Origin of the sequence: Tardiphaga sp. (genome assembly GCF_028290495.1) — a bacterium.
Classification (GTDB): domain Bacteria; phylum Pseudomonadota; class Alphaproteobacteria; order Rhizobiales; family Xanthobacteraceae; genus Tardiphaga.
Genome location: NZ_JAQGJT010000117.1, coordinates 1 through 15,432, shown reverse-complemented (window position 1 = coordinate 15,432; position 15,432 = coordinate 1). Strand labels below are relative to the sequence as shown.

Genomic DNA, 15,432 nt, shown 5'->3' with positions numbered 1-15,432 from the left:
CCTCCGGATCAAGCGGCGAATGGCCGGTGACTTCATCGAATAGTTCACGCATGCAGCTTCCGGTCCGTTCTCATCTGGATAATACGATCCGGAGAGTATGATAAGGATCGGCGCAGATAAAGCGCCTCACATGCGAAGCGCAACCAAAGAAAGCGTCGATTACCGGTTGGCGCAGCTTCGCGAATATGCGGCGCGCTCACCGGGCCCAAGCCCCGCCGCCGTGGCTTCGTCCAGACAGCTATTAATCCGGTCGCCGAAGGAGCCGCGATTCGACGGCAGCACAGTCGGCTGCGATGGCGGCGCATCCATCTGCGGCACCACCGGCACTTCGATTTTCGGCGGCGGCGGAGGTGGTAGCGGCGGCGGGCTGAATTGCGACGCGCCCGGCGGCAGCATTTGCGCCGAAGCGGCATTCACAACAACGAGAGCCGCGATAACCGCGCCGACATAGAGCGTAACCATCGATTTCCGGTTCATCAATGACATGTCGTGACGTCGGGCGAAGAGCGCAAGTTAAATTATTCTTCAGGCGCGTTCTCGATCGGATCGAAGCGGTCCGCTTCCAGACCCAGCAGGTTCCAGGACTGCAGCATATGCGGCGGCAGAGGTGCTGTGGCATCGATGAAGCCGCCGCGCGGATGCGGAATCACGATCCGCCGCGCCAACAGATGCAACCGGTTCTGCAGGCCGCCCGGCAGCTGCCAGTTTTCCTTGTTGAAATATTTAGGGTCCCCGACGATGGCGTGATCGATATGCGCCATGTGCGCGCGCAGTTGGTGGGTGCGGCCGGTCACCGGCTTCAACGACACCCATGCAAGCTTTGTCGCGGAGGTTTCCACCACGGCATAGTAGGTCACGGCGTGGCTGGCGCCTTCATCGCCGTGCGCAGCCACGCGCATGATCGAATCATCTTCGTTTTCTTCCTTGGCAAGATAGGTCGAGATGCGGCCCTGCTTCGGCTTCGGCACGCCGGCGACCAGCGCCCAGTAGATTTTTCGCGCGGATCTTTCGCGGAACGAGCCGGTGAGCTTGGTGGCGGCAAAGCGCGTCTTGGCGATCAGCAGGCAGCCGGCCGTGTCCTTGTCGAGGCGATGCACCAGGCGCGGCTTCTGGCCCTTGGCGTCGCGCATCACTTCCAGCATCATGTCGACGTGGCGCGTGGTGCCGGAGCCGCCCTGCACGGCGAGGCCGGCGGGCTTGTTCAGCACCATCACGTCTGCGTCCTCGAACAGGATCATCTCCTTGAGGGCTTCGAGCGTCTTTTGCGCGGCTTCGGACAATTCGCCACCACCGACCTTCGGCGCGTCGAGCTTGAGCGGCGGAATCCGGACGGTCTGCCCCTCCTCCAGCCGGTCCTTGCTGTCGGCACGCTTGCCGTTTACGCGCAGCTCGCCTTTGCGGACGATGCGCTGGATATGGGAAAACGACAGGCCCTCGAAGCGCGCTTCGAGGAAGCGATCGACGCGCATGCCGTTCTCGTCGGCGGTGACGACGGCCATCTCCACCGCGGTCGGCAATGGCGCCTTCGGGACCACGACCTTGGGCTCCGGCACGAAGGTGTCGGGATCATAGGGCGGACGTTCGTGCTTCGGCTCGCGCGGCGCCGAGGCGCGCGCCGGCCGGCCACCGCGGGAGACCGGACGCTCATTGCCCGGGCGCTCGGAGCGCTGCGGGCGCTCGGACCGTTCCGGGCGGCTGGTGCGTTCGGGACGCGCGGCGCGCTGGGCGCGTTCCGGGCCCTCGAAGCGCGTATCGCGGGGTTCGCGAGGGTTGCCCCATTCAGAGCGCTCGAGAGCGGCATCTATGCGACCGCGCGCCGGGCGCGCACCCTGCGGGCGATCGCCGTAGCCGCGCTCGGGACGCTCGGACCGCTCCGGCTGACCGGATCGCTCCGGACGGCCGGCGGGACGCTCGGATCGTTCGGGACGCCCGGCGGGGCGCTCGCGCGGCGGACGCGCGCTCTGCACGCGATCGCCGAAGCCACGCTCGGCGGTGCGTTCGGTGCGCTGCGGGCGCTCCGACCGTTCAAAACGCTCGGGGCGCTCCGTGCGCTGCGGACGTTCAGACCGCTCAAATCGCTCCGGGCGCTCGGCCGAGCGCTCGCGCGGCGGGCGGGCGCTCATCGGGCGGTCGCTCTTGATGCGGCCGGCCTTGCCGAACGACGGCCGCTCGCCATCCGAACGAACGGATTTGGGACGCCCGGGTTTTGAACCTGACGTCGTGGTGCCCGCGGTCTTCGGGCGCCCACCCTTGCCGCGCGGACCAGCAGGGCCACGGGATTTGACGAGGGGTTTTTTGTCGCGACGGCTCATGGGGCAGCTCCGGGAGAATGGCTGTGCGTAGCGCATATGCGGCGCAGGGTCACGGTGAAACTCGCTTTTCCGGCAAAGGTTTGCGTTCTCGCAGCCCGGCGGGCCCGAGTTTTGCTGAATTTCCGTCCCCTCCGGCATGAGGGGCGGCGGCGCGCCGTGGGGCGCGTGGGGGTAACGGTCCGCGATCCGCTCCGCCGTCGGCGACGAAGCTGCAACCGCGTCGCCTCTCGGCGCGCCGTCGCGGCGATTTCTGTCCCTGGGGCCGTGCTTCCGGGGACGTGGTCCCGTCGGGTTTCCCCTCCGTTTCCTGTCCCCGTCCAGCCGCCGAGCGGCAGAGCCCCGTAGTGGGCCCGGACGACTACCCAGGGCCTCCCGGGTGCGCGGGGATACGTCCTCCCCCCGCCCGCAGGCGCCGCCTCCCGCCCCACTCCAAGACGCCTCATGAAGCGCCCCTCATGGACGGGACAAATGGAGATTATAGTCTTATAGGTTTATTGTCAACATCCGGCGAGAGTCCCGCGTTCCGGGCGCGGTGCAGCACCTTTGCACGGCTCCGCAGAACCGCGATCCCGGTTGGCGCGCCTGGCTCGAGCGGACGGCTTCAGAACGAGTCCGCCTATCGCTTGCCGTATTCCGTGAACACGTAGTCCCGTGCCTTCACTCTGGTGTGGCAGCTCAAGCCACATCGGGCGTCGTTCGCCTGCGGCGGCTGGTCGGCCGAGGTGCTTGGCATGAACTGATCAGACGCGGCCTCATACTTGAACGCGCCCCATCCCCATCCGCCGCTATCCGCGAACCTGTTGCTGTCCTTCACCATGAAGTCCACATCATTCAGGACGCCGGGCACCGTCGTATCCGGGAAGTATTGGTTCCGCATCGGCTTCCAATGGACCTTCGCCATCTTGGAGCCGTCGGGGAAAGGCTTTCCGTTGTCGGGAATGCCGGCCAGGTAGGCCTCGATCATCACGGGATTGGCGAGGATCACAGCGACCAGCCTGTCATTATGACTGGTAGCAACAACCTGCCAGCCCTCGTATCCCCTGAACTCGGAGAACCCGAGCCCACCCGGCACTTTGACAGTGTACTTGTCCTCTGCAGCAACGGCTATTCCGCAGAGAACAACAAGCGATGCCGCACAAATCACCTTCCACGGAAACAGAGCTATCGTCATGGCTCTCTCCTGCGCCAGTGTTTGCAAATCAACTTGCCGGCGACCGTTCAAACGGCGCCGACGCGGTTCGAGAATTCATTCTCCCGCTTACACCTCGTCCGCACTCAGCCAGCTATCTTCCGGCAGACGGAAACACACGCCTTCCGTTTAGCACTTTGGGTCGTCACGGTCCATTGCGACCGGTTTACGATCGAGTTCAGCCGCGGCCGGTCGGTGGATATCGACAATTACACCGCCGACGTTCGATAAACTCCTGAAGTGTCCGGGACACGAACTACTATGGACACGCGGCACTGCTGCGCAGCGCTCCCAAATCCTTCATCGCATTGGCCGAGGGACGTCGCTTGCCGGCTTCATCGGCAGCCACGCAGGCAGCGGCGCGGTCGCCGTTTTGCAGGCGGGCTTGTGCAAGGTTGGACCAGGCGTCGCCGAAATCCGGATTGTCGACCACCGCCTGCTCCAGCGCCTTCTGCGCATCGGCGGGGCGTTTGGCGATCAGCAGGAAGCGGCCGTAGTCCGCGTTCAGCATTTTCAGCGGCTTCGGTTGTTTGCGCGCGATATTGAACAATTCTTCGGCGAAGACGGGATCGTTGAACCGCATCAACGCGACCACGGCCATGCCGTGATACAGCGCGCTCGGCTCCGGCGAGATCAGCCAGGCCTGGTTGAAACGCACGACGGCCTCGGACGCCTTTCCAGCGATGACGGCGCGCCAAGCGCGGGTGGTGGCTTCATCGAAGGCCTTTTCGCGACTGCCCGTCGCCTTCACCAGCGCCGCAACAAACTTCTCGTCGGCTTCGCGCTGCGCGGCGTCCTTGACGACGAAGCCGAAGAATGGCTGCTCGTTGACCGGCGCGTTGTAGCTCCGCTTCGTCAGTTGCACGCCGGGCGCGACCTCGACGGTCTCGGCGCTGGCCGGGAGAGACGCGAGCATGAGCCCGACAGCCGCGATCTTCAGCATGGCGGACACGCCAGAATAGTTCATTCGCGATCTCCTGCGCGCTCGCGGCGCAATTTTGCCCAGTAGTCCAGCCGCTTGCGGATTTCGCGCTCGAAGCCGCGCTCCGGCGGATCGTAGAAGGTCTGGCGGCCCATCGCTTCCGGGAAGTAGTTCTGCCCGGAAAACGCTTCCGGCGTGTCGTGGTCGTATTGATAACCGCCGCCGTAGCCTTCGGACTTCATCAGCGCGGTCGGGGAATTGAGAATGTGCTTCGGCGGCAGCAGCGAGCCGCCCTCCTTCGCCGCGCGCATCGCGGCCTTGTAGGCCATGTAGACCGCATTGGATTTCGGCGCGGTGGCGATGTAGACGACCGCCTGCGCGATCGCCAGTTCACCTTCGGGATGGCCGAGAAAATCGAAAGCGTCCTTGGCGGCGTTGCAGATCACCAGCGCCTGCGGATCGGCGAGGCCAATGTCCTCGACCGCCATCCGCACCACACGCCGCGCGAGAAACAGCGGGTCTTCGCCGGCGTCCAGCATCCGGCAGAGATAGTACAACGCGGCATCGGGATCGCTTCCGCGCACCGACTTATGCAGCGCCGAGATCAAATTGTAGTGGCCGTCGGCGGACTTGTCGTAGATCGGCGCGCGGCGCTGCAGGATGTCCTGCAGCTGCACGGCATCGAACACCTCGTCCTTGCGCGCGGCGCGCCAGACCTCTTCGGCGAGCGTCAGCGCGGCGCGGCCGTCGCCATCGGCCATTCGCACCAGCACCGCGCGCGCCTCCGCGTCGAGCGGCAGCCTTTTGCCTTCAACCTTCTCGGCATGCGCATAGAGCTGTTCGATCGCCGCCGAGTCCAGCGACTGGAACACCAGCACACGCGCCCGCGACAGAAGCGCGGCGTTGAGTTCGAACGACGGGTTCTCGGTGGTGGCGCCGACCAGCACCACGGTGCCGTCTTCCATCACCGGCAGAAACGAGTCCTGCTGCGCCTTGTTGAAGCGATGCACCTCGTCGACGAACAGCAGCGTGCCGCGGCCCATCTCGCGGCGCGCGCGCGCGGCCTCGAATACTTTCTTGAGATCGGCGACGCCGGAAAACACCGCGGAGATCTGCTCGAAATGCAGCTCGGTGGCGTCAGCCAGCAGCCGCGCGACGGTGGTCTTGCCGGTGCCGGGCGGGCCCCAGAACACCAAGGAACCGAGCGTGCGGGTTTCCAGCATCCGCGTCAGCGCGCCGTCGGGCCCGAGGATGTGGTCCTGGCCGACGACATCCGACAGCACGCGCGGCCGCAGCCGCTCCGGCAGCGGACGCGGCGCGTCCTGCTCCATCCCGGCGGCGGCGAACAGGTTGGCGGGTTGAGGGTGCTTCGGGCTCATCCGCCGAGCGTGACGTTGATCTGCTGGCCGCCGCGGACCACGGTGATGCGCCAGACGCGGGCGCGTTCACGTGTGGCCTTCTCCAGATCGCTGGTCTTGGCGATCTTCTGGTCGTTGACCGCGAGGATGACGTCGCCCTTCTGGAAACCGACACTGGCGGCAGCGGCGTTGTCGGCGAGTTCCGTCACCACGACGCCTTCGAGCGAGGAGTCGAGGCGCAGTTCATCGGCGATGGCAGGCGAGATGTTGGCGACCTTGGCGCCCTGGAACGGCGAGCGCGTGGTGATCACGATCTCGTCGCGGTTGGTGTCGGGCGCGGTCTCCAACGCGATGGTGAGCTTGACCGGCTTGCCGCCGCGCTGCACGTCGATCTGCGCGGTGCCGCCGAGCGGACGCGTCGCGAAGCGATAGTCGAAGGCGTTGGGATCATCGACAACCTGGCCGTCGATCGCCACGATCAGATCGGACAGCTTGAGCCCGGCCTTGGCCGAGGGGCTGCCCGGCGTGACGTTGGCGACCAGCGCGCCGGACGGCGTCTTCAGGCCGATCGTGTCGGCGATCTCCGGCGTCACCGCCTGCAAGCGGGCGCCGAGCCACGGCCGCTTCACCGCCTTGCCGCCGCTCTTGGCGGAGGCCACGACGACGCGGACCATGTTGGCAGGGATCGCAAAACCGATGCCCTGCGAACCGCCAGAGCGCGAGAAGATCGCGGTGTTCACGCCGACCAGTTTGCCGGTCATGTCGACCAGCGCGCCGCCGGAATTGCCGGGATTGATCGCCGCATCGGTCTGGATGAAGAACTGATAGTCGGTGATGCCCACCTGGGTGCGGGCCAGCGCCGAGATGATGCCGTGGGTCACGGTCTGGCCGACGCCGAAGGGGTTGCCGATCGCCAGCACGACGTCGCCGACCAGCAGGTCATCGGAGTTGGCGAAATCCAGCGTCGGGAATTTCTCCTTGCTGTCCTTGATGCGCAGCACGGCGAGATCGGTGCGGCTGTCCTTGAGCACGATCTCGGCTTCGAATTCGCGCTTGTCGGACAGCGAGATCTTGACCTGATCAGCGCCCTCGATGACGTGGTTGTTGGTGACGACCAGGCCGGACGAATCCACCATCACGCCGGAGCCGAGCGAGCGCTGCATCTGTTCCGGCTGCACGCCGCCGCCGCCGAAGAAACGCCGGAACAACGGATCCTCCATCAGCGGATTGCGGTTCTGCACCAGCTTGGCGGCATAGACATTGACCACGGCCGGCTGCACCCGCTGCACGATCGGCGCGTAGGACAGCCGCAGCTCGTTCGGCGACGCCGGCACACGGCGCTCCTGCGCACTGGCCCCACCCGGGGCGATGGCGGACAGCAGAACGGCGCCAAGAGCAAATGCGATCGCAGAACGATAATGGGTCAAGATGCAGGCCTCTGTCGGAAATCGCAGCGAATATAGGCCGTGAAGCCCCGCAATAGAAGAGCGCCTTACCGCGAATCGGCCGTCGCTGACGCCGCATTAATCGACGCAAGAAAGCGTGCGGCTTGGCGCTCTCCATCCCACCCGCGAGCAGCAGCATTGTCCGGCAAAACGACGGGCGTCATTTTCATACCGCTACTCGCTTTCGTTGAGGTTCACGAAAGACACACTTCGTCACAAAACCATCTTGAAATCGACGGGAACCGAGAAGTCCGCTTCCCTTGCCCCCAATTCGGCGCGACCAATTGTCTCATAGTTCCTGAAGGGGGTGAATTCGATGTCGATGACAAAATGGGGAACCGCCGCAGCGGTCGGACTTATCGGAGCCATCACGGCGCTTCCCGCGCAGGCGCAATCCGCGGGCAGCGACAGCGAGATCGCGCTGCTCAAGGCGCAGCTCAAGCTGATGGAGCAGAAGCTCGACCGGCTGCAAAAGCAGACCCAGGCCAACACCACGGCCGCCGCCAGCGCCAATGCCAAAGCTGCGAGCGCCAGCGCCAAGGCAGACGTAAAGGTCAACGTCGCCAACGCCAATGCGGCCTATCCGACCAAGGGGCCGTTGCTGCCGGTAAGCGGCGCCTATGTGAAGATGCCGGGCAACCGCCCGACGATCTGCACCGACGACAACCTGAACTGCATCGCGATCACCAGCCGGCTGCATATCGATGCCGGCGGCTACGACTACCGGCCCAACACCGGGGCGACCAGTCCGCAGACGGCGCAGAATGGCGTGCTGGCCCGCCGCGCCCGCATCGGCGTGCTCGGCACCTTCGCCGGCGATTGGGACTACGCGCTGATCTATGATTTCGGCGGCACGCCGGATGCGGCCTCCTTCATCGAGAACGCCTATGTCACCTACAAGGGCATCAAGAACCTCTATATCGACGGCGGCTATCTCGATGTGCCCTACACGCTGGATGAGGCGACCAGTTCCAACAACATCACCTTCATCGAGCGCGCTTCGGCGCAGACGATTGCGACCAACATCGCGTCCGGCGACAACCGCGCGGCGTTCGGCTTCCATGCCAATGGCGACTGGTGGTGGGTCGGCTCCTACTTCACCGGCCCGTCCTCGACCGTGTCGCACTCCTTGCGTCCGCAGACCGGCGCTACCGCGCGCGGCGTGGTGGTGCCCGTCAACAACGAGGTCGGCTCGTTCATCATCGGCGCCGATGCCCAGTTCCTGTTCGACACCGGCGGCGCCGTCGGCACCAACAACCTGGCATCGTTCAGCGACCGCATCGAAAGCCGGATCGATCCGGCCACCAATGCGCTGCTGAATGCCAACACCTTCCTGACCAACGTCAAGGGCGTTCAGGTGTTTTCCGGCGAGGCCGCTGGCCAGATCGGCAGCTTCTATGCGCAGGGCGAATATTTCGACTATCGTATCGACCGGATGAACGGCCTGCCCGACGCCCACTTCAACGGCGGCTACGCGCAGGCCAGCTACGTGCTGACCGGCGAGAAGCGCAAATATAATCCGGTCACCGGCTCCTATGGCGGCGTCAACCCGGCGAACCCGGCGCACTGGCAATCCGGCAATTACGGCGCCTGGGAAATCGCGGCCCGCTACAGCCAGATGAATCTCAACGATCTCCTGGTGCGCGGCGGCGAGTTGAAGAACACCACGGTGGGTCTGAACTGGTACGTCAACTCCAACGTCCGCTTCATGTTCGACTGGGTGCACGGCCAGGTCGACAAGGCAACCGCGGCCAATCTCGACATCGGCGCGCATTACGACGTGTACTCGATGCGGACGCAGGTGGCGTTCTAGGGTCACCTCGCATTTCGTCTGGCGAACAATCGCAGGAGCGGCCGCAAGGCTGCTCCTGTTTTGTTGAAAGCCATCCGCTTGCAAAGCGCCGGCCGGCGCGTCACCTAAGGCCCATCAACAATTGGGAGCGTGACGATGAAGGCCGTTGGATACACAGCATCATTGCCGATCGATGCCCTGGAGGCACTGATCGATTTCGAAACCGCCAGACCGGAGCCGACCGGCCGCGACATCCGCGTCGCAGTGAAGGCGGTATCGGTCAATCCGGTCGATACCAAGGTGCGCAAGCGCGCTGCACCGCCGGCCGGCGAGACCAAGATCCTCGGCTATGACGCGGCCGGAATTGTCGATGCCGTCGGGCCCGACGTGACGATGTTCAAACCGGGCGACGAGGTGTTCTACGCCGGCTCGATCCTGCGCCAGGGCACCAATTCGGAATTCCATCTGGTCGATGAGCGCATCGTCGGCCGCAAACCCAAAACGCTGTCCTTCGCGCAGGCCGCCGCCTTGCCGCTGACCTCGATCACCGCGTGGGAGCTTCTGTTCGACCGGCTCGGCGCCCTGCCCGGCCGCAGCGTCGATCCGCGCTCGCTGCTGATCGTCGGCGGCGCCGGTGGCGTCGGCTCGATCCTGATCCAACTGGCGCGGCGCCTCACCGGCCTCACCGTGATCGCCACGGCGTCGCGGCCGCAGACGGTGAAATGGTGCCATGAGCTCGGCGCGCATGCGGTGATCGATCACAGCAAGCCGATGAAAGAGCAGATCAAAGCCTTGACGCTGCCACCGGTCGCCTTGATCGCCAGCCTCACCGGCACCGACGATCATTTCCCGGTGCTCGCCGACATCCTCGCGCCGCAGGGCAAGATCGGCCTGATCGACGATCCCGTCAGCGTCAACTTCTCGCTGCTGAAGGGCAAGGCCGCGTCATTGCACTGGGAATCGATGTTCACCCGCAGTTCGTTCCAGACCGCGGACATGATCGGGCAGCATCATCTGCTCAACGATGTCGCCGACATGATCGACAAGGGCGTGCTGCGCACCACGCTGGACCAGACCTGCGGCACCATCAACGCGGCGAATCTGAAGCGGGCGCACGCGCTGATCGAATCGGGCAAGTCGGTCGGAAAAATCGTGCTCGAGGGCTGGTAGATTGGCCGCAGGCGGCTGCGGGTTTTCCGATAATCTAAAAAGCTAGATCGCAAAGATAGGATGCCCTCGCGGCATCCTATCTTATTGTACCGTGAGATCAACCTGCAGTAGGCGCGCCAGATCGCCACGTGTGATCGAAGAGGCACACGATACATCGCGCAGGCTGACTGTCGCGGCGTTGTTACAAAACTGTCGTCGAAGATTTCTAGGTTCCGCCCGAGCTTCAACGGGAGCTTGCTTGTAGGTGACGACGGATTTGCTGGCTCGCCAGCGACCATGCCGCGCTTACGAGATCACAAACAGAAATTCGCACGCCACAACATCTGCGAGGCAACTCCAGGTGACGTGACGGATTTTGTCTGAATTCAAGCAGGGGTTTTCATGTCATTCGCGACACACAAGATTTTCGGAACGATCGGCCTGATCGGCGCGCTCGCTTCGGGCTCGGCGCACGCACAGTCCGCCGGCAATGATGAGATCGCGGTGCTCAAGCAGCAGCTCCGCGCGCTCGAAAAGAAGCTCGACAGCGTGCAGAAGCAGACCAACACGGTCCAGAAGCAGAGCGAGTCAGTCAAGCAGAGCGTGGCCAACGCCAACGCGGCGTACATGCCGAAGAAGGGCGTGCCGTACATCGACGCGACGCTGAAAATGCCCGGCAACCGCCCGACGTTCTGCACCGCGGACGGCGCGAACTGCATAGCCCTCACCGGCCGCCTTCACCTCGACACCGCCGCCTATTCGTTCCGCCCGAACACCACTTCGACCCTCCCGCAGGGCCTGAACGACGGCGTCAACGCGCGCCGCGCCCGTCTCGGCCTGATCGGCACGTTCAACCGTGACTGGGAATACAGCGTCGTCGTCGATGCCGGCGGCACTACGGACGGTCCGGTAACCCTGAACAACGCCTACGTCGCCTACAAGGGCGTCAAGGGACTCGTGATTCAGGGCGGTTACATCGACGTTCCCTACACGCTCGATGAAGCGACCAGCTCCAACAACATCATGTTCATGGAACGTGCGGCTTCGCAGGTTCTGGCGACCAGCCTTGCCGCCGGCGACAACCGCGCCGCTTTCGGTGGTCACATCTTCAGCGACAACTACTGGGTCGGCGCCTACGTGACGGGTCCGGCGACCAGCGCCACGGTCGTGCACAACACGCCGCAGCCGCTCGGCGCTACCTTCCGCGCGGTCGGCCTGCCTGTTAACAACGACGTCGCGACCGTCCTCGTCGGCTTCGACGCGCTGTACCTCGCGCAGACCGGCGGCACGACCAACAACACGCTCGCGATGTCCGACCGCATCGAGATTCGCGTCGATCCCGGCTCGAACGCCCTGCTGAACACCGGCACGCTTGCCAACGTCAACAATGCGCGCGTGCTATCGGGCGAAGCCGCCGTGCAGGTCGGCAGCTTCATGGCGCAGGGCGAATACTTCGACTACGCGGTGCAGCGTACCGGCCTGGGTGACCTCTCGTTCAACGGCGGTTACGGCCAGGCCAGCTACGTCCTGACCGGCGAGAAGCACAAGTACAGCTCCTCGGCAGGCGCCTTCGGCGGCATCAACCCGGCCCGCCCCGTGAACTTCAGCACCGGCGATCTCGGCGCCTGGGAACTGGCCGTGCGCTACAGCTACGCCAGCCTCAACGATCTCGCCGTCCGCGGCGGCGAACTGAAGAACACCACGGTCGGCCTGAACTGGTACGTCAACCAGAACATGCGCTTCATGTTCAACTGGATCCACGGCACCGTCGACAAGACCACGACCGCCAACGTCGACACCGGCGGCTCCTACGATGTGTTCGCGATGCGCACGCAGGTGGCCTTCTAAGACCGGACCGCGCTTGCGAACCCGAGACCTCCACAAGGGCCGGCATGCCCGTGAGGCCCACAACAACAAAGGCGGCGCACCCAGCGCCGCCTTTCGCGTTTCGAGACGTCGCGTCTAGGCGATCGTCTGCACGATGCCGCCTTCGGCGCGTAGCGATGCGCCGTTGGTCGCCGAAGACTCCTTCGAGCTGACATAGACCACCAGGTTGGCGATCTCATCTACGCTGGCGAGGCGCTGGATCAGCGATGTCGGGCGATTCTGCTTGACGAAATTCGCCGCGGCCTCTTCCTCGGACTGGCCATTGTGCCGGGCGAGATCCTTGATGAAGATCTCGACGCCTTCAGACAGCGTCGGACCCGGCAATACCGAATTGACCGTCACCGCCGTGCCGCGGGTGAGCTCCGCCAGTCCGCGCGAGATCGCCAGTTGAGCCGTCTTGGTCATGCCGTAGTGGATCATCTCCCTGGGAATGTTCAGTCCCGACTCCGACGAGATGAAGACGATGCGGCCCCAGTTGCGCTTCAGCATGTTCGGCATGTAAGCGCGCGACAGCCGTACGCCGGACATCACGTTGACCTCGAAGAACCGCGACCAGTCCTCGTCGGGGATATCGAAGAAACCCTTGGGCTCGAAGATGCCGGCATTGTTGACGAGGATATCGACCTCCGGAAGTGCGGCGACCAATGTCTGGCAGCCCGCACCTGTCGAGACGTCGGCAGCAACGCCTTTCACCCTGGCGCCCGGCACGGCCTTGATGATGGCGGCAACGGCGGCATCCACTTTCGGCCGCGTGCGGCCGTTGACGACGACCTCGGCGCCAGTGGCGGCAAGTCCCCTCGCGATGGCGTGGCCGATGCCGGATGTGGAACCGGTGACCAATGCCGTCTTGCCGGTGAGATCGATCTTCATCGCGCAACTCCATGTGATGATGGAGCTGATATCGGAACCTGATGGTCGATGCGCAATCGCAGTCACGCGCGGTTGATGGCAAAACGCCGGCCCGCCGCCCTGCGGGCAGCCGGCTTCTACGACGCGACCTGCTCGGCGGGAAGCGCGATCGGTTGCACCCCGCCGAGCGACCGACGCCATCGCAGCGCCGGCTGCTCGACGAGTTTCGCCGAAGCCAGGCCCAGTGCCGTGACCGTCACAACGACGACCACCAGACGCGTCCAGAAGCCGGCCGGCCAGTTCGACAGCAGTTGCTGTACCGGAAAGGCGTAGAGGTACACGCCATAGGAAATATCGAACTTCGGCGCCATCCAGGACGGCAGTGGCACCTGGTTCAACAGCACGCAAACCACAGTCACGGCAAGCAGCACGGCGACGGTCGGGTTGCCGGACAGCGCAAAGCCGGCCAGCAATAACGCCAAAGAGGTGAGCGCGACGCTCAATCCGGCCCTCTGCTGGATTGTGGCGAGACAGGCGCCGGCCGAAAAGATGACCCCGAAGGTCAGCAGATACTTCCCCTCAAGCAGCGGTCCGAGCGGGCGGACCAGCCCGAACAGAAACAGGCAAGCCAGCACGACAAACATAAGGCACGCGAACGCCCACGACTTGAAGCGCAAACCGAACCCGATCGCCGCCAGCACCAGATACAGCTTCACCTCGTGCGGCAGCGTCCACAGTGAGCCGTTCACGGCCCGCGGATAGGAATTGCCCTCGAATACGCCGGGTAACTGGTAGTCCAGCCCGAACAAAATCGTGGAGTTGCGCCAGAAGAACGAGACGGGCCCGTTTCTGCCCAACAGGCCATTCTCCGGCAGCCAATAAGCCTGCGGATCTCTGCTGGTGATGAAGGCTCCGAGCACGACGCAGAATGCGGCACAGGCGATCAGCGCGGGAAATATCCTGAACGTGCGGCTGGTCAGAAATGTCACGGCCGACTGCGATCGAAACAGGCTCTGCGCGTTGAGATAACCGCTGATGGCAAAGAAGGCGTAGACGCCGAGCGTGCCCGCTCCCAAACCGCCTGCCCCGGGGATCGCCGGTTCGGCCAATCCCGTGAGCGCGAACTGGTGCGACCACAGAACCGCGAAGGCTGCAGCCAGACGAACCAGATCTAAATTCGCAGTACGAGAGCCCATCGCCCACCCATAAAAAAACGGCGCTCAAAGCGCCGTTTTTCAATATCAGTTTTGCTCGCTGCTTACGCGGCTTCGGTCTTCTTTTCCTGGGTCGGACCGGAATCGAGGCCCTTGGCGTCTTCGTCGCGATCGACGAATTCGATCAGCGCCATCGGAGCATTGTCGCCGTAGCGGAAGCCGGCCTTGATAATGCGGGTGTAGCCACCCTGACGGTCGGCATAGCGCTTGGCCAGCACGTCGAACAGCTTGCGGACCTGATCCTGATCCTTCATTTCGCTGATCGCCTGGCGGCGCAGGTGGAGACCACCCTTCTTGCCGAGCGTAACGAGCTTCTCGACGATCGGGCGCAATTCCTTGGCCTTCGGCAGCGTGGTGATGATCTGCTCGTGCTTGATCAGCGATGCGCACATGTTTGCGAACATCGCCTTGCGGTGTTCGGCCGTGCGGTTGAGCTTACGATGAACCTTACCGTGACGCATGATATTCAATCCTATTCAGTTGCCACGACGGTTCGTCGGACATGTTTCAGGTGGGCTACCTGCGTTCGCCCAGGCGTGATGGCCGGGGATCTACCCGCCCATCCGCCGTTGCTCTTGCCTAGTAGTGGTCTTCGAAGCGCTTGGCCAACTCGTCGATATTCTCCGGCGGCCAGCCGGGCACTTCCATGCCGAGGTGCAACCCCATCTGGGCGAGCACTTCCTTGATTTCGTTCAGCGACTTGCGGCCGAAGTTCGGCGTGCGGAGCATTTCGGCTTCCGACTTCTGAACGAGATCGCCGATGTAGACGATGTTGTCGTTCTTCAGGCAGTTTGCCGAACGCACCGACAGCTCGAGCTCGTCGACCTTCTTGAGGAACGCCGGGTTGAAGGCGAGATCCGGAATGATCTCCTGCGCGACTTCCTTGCGGGGCTCTTCGAAGTTGACGAACACGTTGAGCTGGTCCTGCAGGATGCGTGCGGCATAGGCCACGGCGTCATCCGGCGTCAGCGCGCCGTTGGTCTCGATGGTCATGGTCAGCTTGTCGTAATCGAGAATCTGGCCCTCACGGGTATTCTCGACCTTGTACGACACCTTGCGAACCGGCGAGTACAGGCTGTCGACCGGGATCAGGCCGATCGGCGCGTCTTCCGGACGGTTGAACTCGGCGGCGACGTAACCCTTGCCGGCGGCGACGGTGAATTCCATGCGGATCTCGGCGCCCTCGTCGAGGGTGCAGAGCACCAGCTCGGGGTTCAGGATCTGCACGTCGCCGACGGTGTTGATGTCGCCCGCGGTCACGGTGCCCGGGCCGGTCTTGCGGAGCGTCATGCGCTTGGCGCCTTCGCTCTGCATC

At 64.0% G+C, this 15,432-nt stretch carries 13 protein-coding genes; 3 read left to right on the top strand and 10 right to left on the bottom strand.

The features are described 5' to 3' along the window. Window positions 1-159 precede the first annotated feature (159 nt). From JWQ24_RS17715 to JWQ24_RS17690, 6 genes are all read right to left on the bottom strand, one after another. Window positions 160-477, bottom strand: coding sequence for a hypothetical protein (locus JWQ24_RS17715; protein WP_366521450.1), 318 nt, complete (start codon window positions 475-477; stop codon window positions 160-162). A 41-nt stretch (window positions 478-518) separates the two neighbouring features. Further along, window positions 519-2,123 carry an RluA family pseudouridine synthase gene (locus JWQ24_RS17710; RefSeq protein WP_299810772.1) on the bottom strand — a complete coding sequence of 535 codons (1,605 nt, stop codon included), beginning with the start codon at window positions 2,121-2,123 and terminating at the stop codon, window positions 519-521. A gap of 805 nt (window positions 2,124-2,928) precedes the next feature. Continuing rightward, the gene (locus JWQ24_RS17705) at window positions 2,929-3,483 is read right to left on the bottom strand and encodes a cytochrome P460 family protein (protein WP_299810763.1); all 555 of its coding nucleotides are present in this window, start codon (window positions 3,481-3,483) and stop codon (window positions 2,929-2,931) included. A gap of 277 nt (window positions 3,484-3,760) precedes the next feature. Then, window positions 3,761-4,468, bottom strand: a complete 708-nt coding sequence (locus JWQ24_RS17700) for a hypothetical protein (RefSeq protein ID WP_299810760.1) — start codon at window positions 4,466-4,468, stop codon at window positions 3,761-3,763. Beyond that, entirely contained in the window at window positions 4,465-5,802 is a 1,338-nt protein-coding gene (locus JWQ24_RS17695) for a replication-associated recombination protein A (RefSeq protein ID WP_299810757.1), read from the bottom strand. Before JWQ24_RS17695 ends, JWQ24_RS17700 begins: the two co-directional genes overlap by 4 nt. Further along, entirely contained in the window at window positions 5,799-7,187 is a 1,389-nt protein-coding gene (locus tag JWQ24_RS17690) for a DegQ family serine endoprotease (RefSeq protein ID WP_299810769.1), read from the bottom strand. Before JWQ24_RS17690 ends, JWQ24_RS17695 begins: the two co-directional genes overlap by 4 nt. 355 nt (window positions 7,188-7,542) lie before the next feature. On the opposite strand from JWQ24_RS17690, the gene JWQ24_RS17685 reads away from it, so the two are divergent. From JWQ24_RS17685 to JWQ24_RS17675, 3 genes are all read left to right on the top strand, one after another. Beyond that, the gene (locus tag JWQ24_RS17685) at window positions 7,543-9,039 is read left to right on the top strand and encodes a porin (RefSeq protein ID WP_299810754.1); all 1,497 of its coding nucleotides are present in this window, start codon (window positions 7,543-7,545) and stop codon (window positions 9,037-9,039) included. Window positions 9,040-9,174: 135 nt separating this feature from the next. Next, on the top strand, window positions 9,175-10,188 hold the full coding sequence (locus tag JWQ24_RS17680) for a zinc-binding alcohol dehydrogenase family protein (RefSeq protein WP_299810751.1): 1,014 nt from the start codon (window positions 9,175-9,177) through the stop codon (window positions 10,186-10,188). Between the two features lie 381 nt (window positions 10,189-10,569). Further along, complete coding sequence (locus JWQ24_RS17675) at window positions 10,570-12,015, top strand: porin (RefSeq protein ID WP_299810747.1); 1,446 nt, start codon at window positions 10,570-10,572, stop codon at window positions 12,013-12,015. Window positions 12,016-12,129: 114 nt separating this feature from the next. On the opposite strand, the gene JWQ24_RS17670 is transcribed toward JWQ24_RS17675, so the two are convergent. From JWQ24_RS17670 to JWQ24_RS17655, 4 genes are all read right to left on the bottom strand, one after another. Next, window positions 12,130-12,924, bottom strand: coding sequence for an SDR family oxidoreductase (locus JWQ24_RS17670; RefSeq protein WP_299810744.1), 795 nt, complete (start codon window positions 12,922-12,924; stop codon window positions 12,130-12,132). A 116-nt stretch (window positions 12,925-13,040) separates the two neighbouring features. Continuing rightward, a complete protein-coding gene (locus JWQ24_RS17665; RefSeq protein ID WP_299810741.1) occupies window positions 13,041-14,099 on the bottom strand; it encodes an acyltransferase in 1,059 nt (352 codons plus the stop codon). Between the two features lie 62 nt (window positions 14,100-14,161). After that, window positions 14,162-14,578 carry a 50S ribosomal protein L17 gene (gene rplQ, locus JWQ24_RS17660; protein ID WP_299810738.1) on the bottom strand — a complete coding sequence of 139 codons (417 nt, stop codon included), beginning with the start codon at window positions 14,576-14,578 and terminating at the stop codon, window positions 14,162-14,164. 118 nt (window positions 14,579-14,696) lie between these two features. Continuing rightward, a partial coding sequence (locus JWQ24_RS17655; RefSeq protein ID WP_299810735.1) for a DNA-directed RNA polymerase subunit alpha occupies window positions 14,697-15,432 on the bottom strand: 736 nt, incomplete at its 5' end.

Coding starts and splice junctions, on each gene's coding strand:
- JWQ24_RS17700 (WP_299810760.1), bottom strand. CDS start 4,468: ATGAACTATTCTGGCGTGTCCGCCATGCTGAAGATCGCGGCTGTCGGG.
- JWQ24_RS17675 (WP_299810747.1), top strand. CDS start 10,570: ATGTCATTCGCGACACACAAGATTTTCGGAACGATCGGCCTGATCGGC.
- JWQ24_RS17705 (WP_299810763.1), bottom strand. CDS start 3,483: ATGACGATAGCTCTGTTTCCGTGGAAGGTGATTTGTGCGGCATCGCTT.
- JWQ24_RS17670 (WP_299810744.1), bottom strand. CDS start 12,924: ATGAAGATCGATCTCACCGGCAAGACGGCATTGGTCACCGGTTCCACA.
- JWQ24_RS17665 (WP_299810741.1), bottom strand. CDS start 14,099: ATGGGCTCTCGTACTGCGAATTTAGATCTGGTTCGTCTGGCTGCAGCC.
- JWQ24_RS17710 (WP_299810772.1), bottom strand. CDS start 2,123: ATGAGCGCCCGCCCGCCGCGCGAGCGCTCGGCCGAGCGCCCGGAGCGA.
- JWQ24_RS17715 (WP_366521450.1), bottom strand. CDS start 477: ATGAACCGGAAATCGATGGTTACGCTCTATGTCGGCGCGGTTATCGCG.
- JWQ24_RS17695 (WP_299810757.1), bottom strand. CDS start 5,802: ATGAGCCCGAAGCACCCTCAACCCGCCAACCTGTTCGCCGCCGCCGGG.
- rplQ (WP_299810738.1), bottom strand. CDS start 14,578: ATGCGTCACGGTAAGGTTCATCGTAAGCTCAACCGCACGGCCGAACAC.
- JWQ24_RS17685 (WP_299810754.1), top strand. CDS start 7,543: ATGTCGATGACAAAATGGGGAACCGCCGCAGCGGTCGGACTTATCGGA.
- JWQ24_RS17680 (WP_299810751.1), top strand. CDS start 9,175: ATGAAGGCCGTTGGATACACAGCATCATTGCCGATCGATGCCCTGGAG.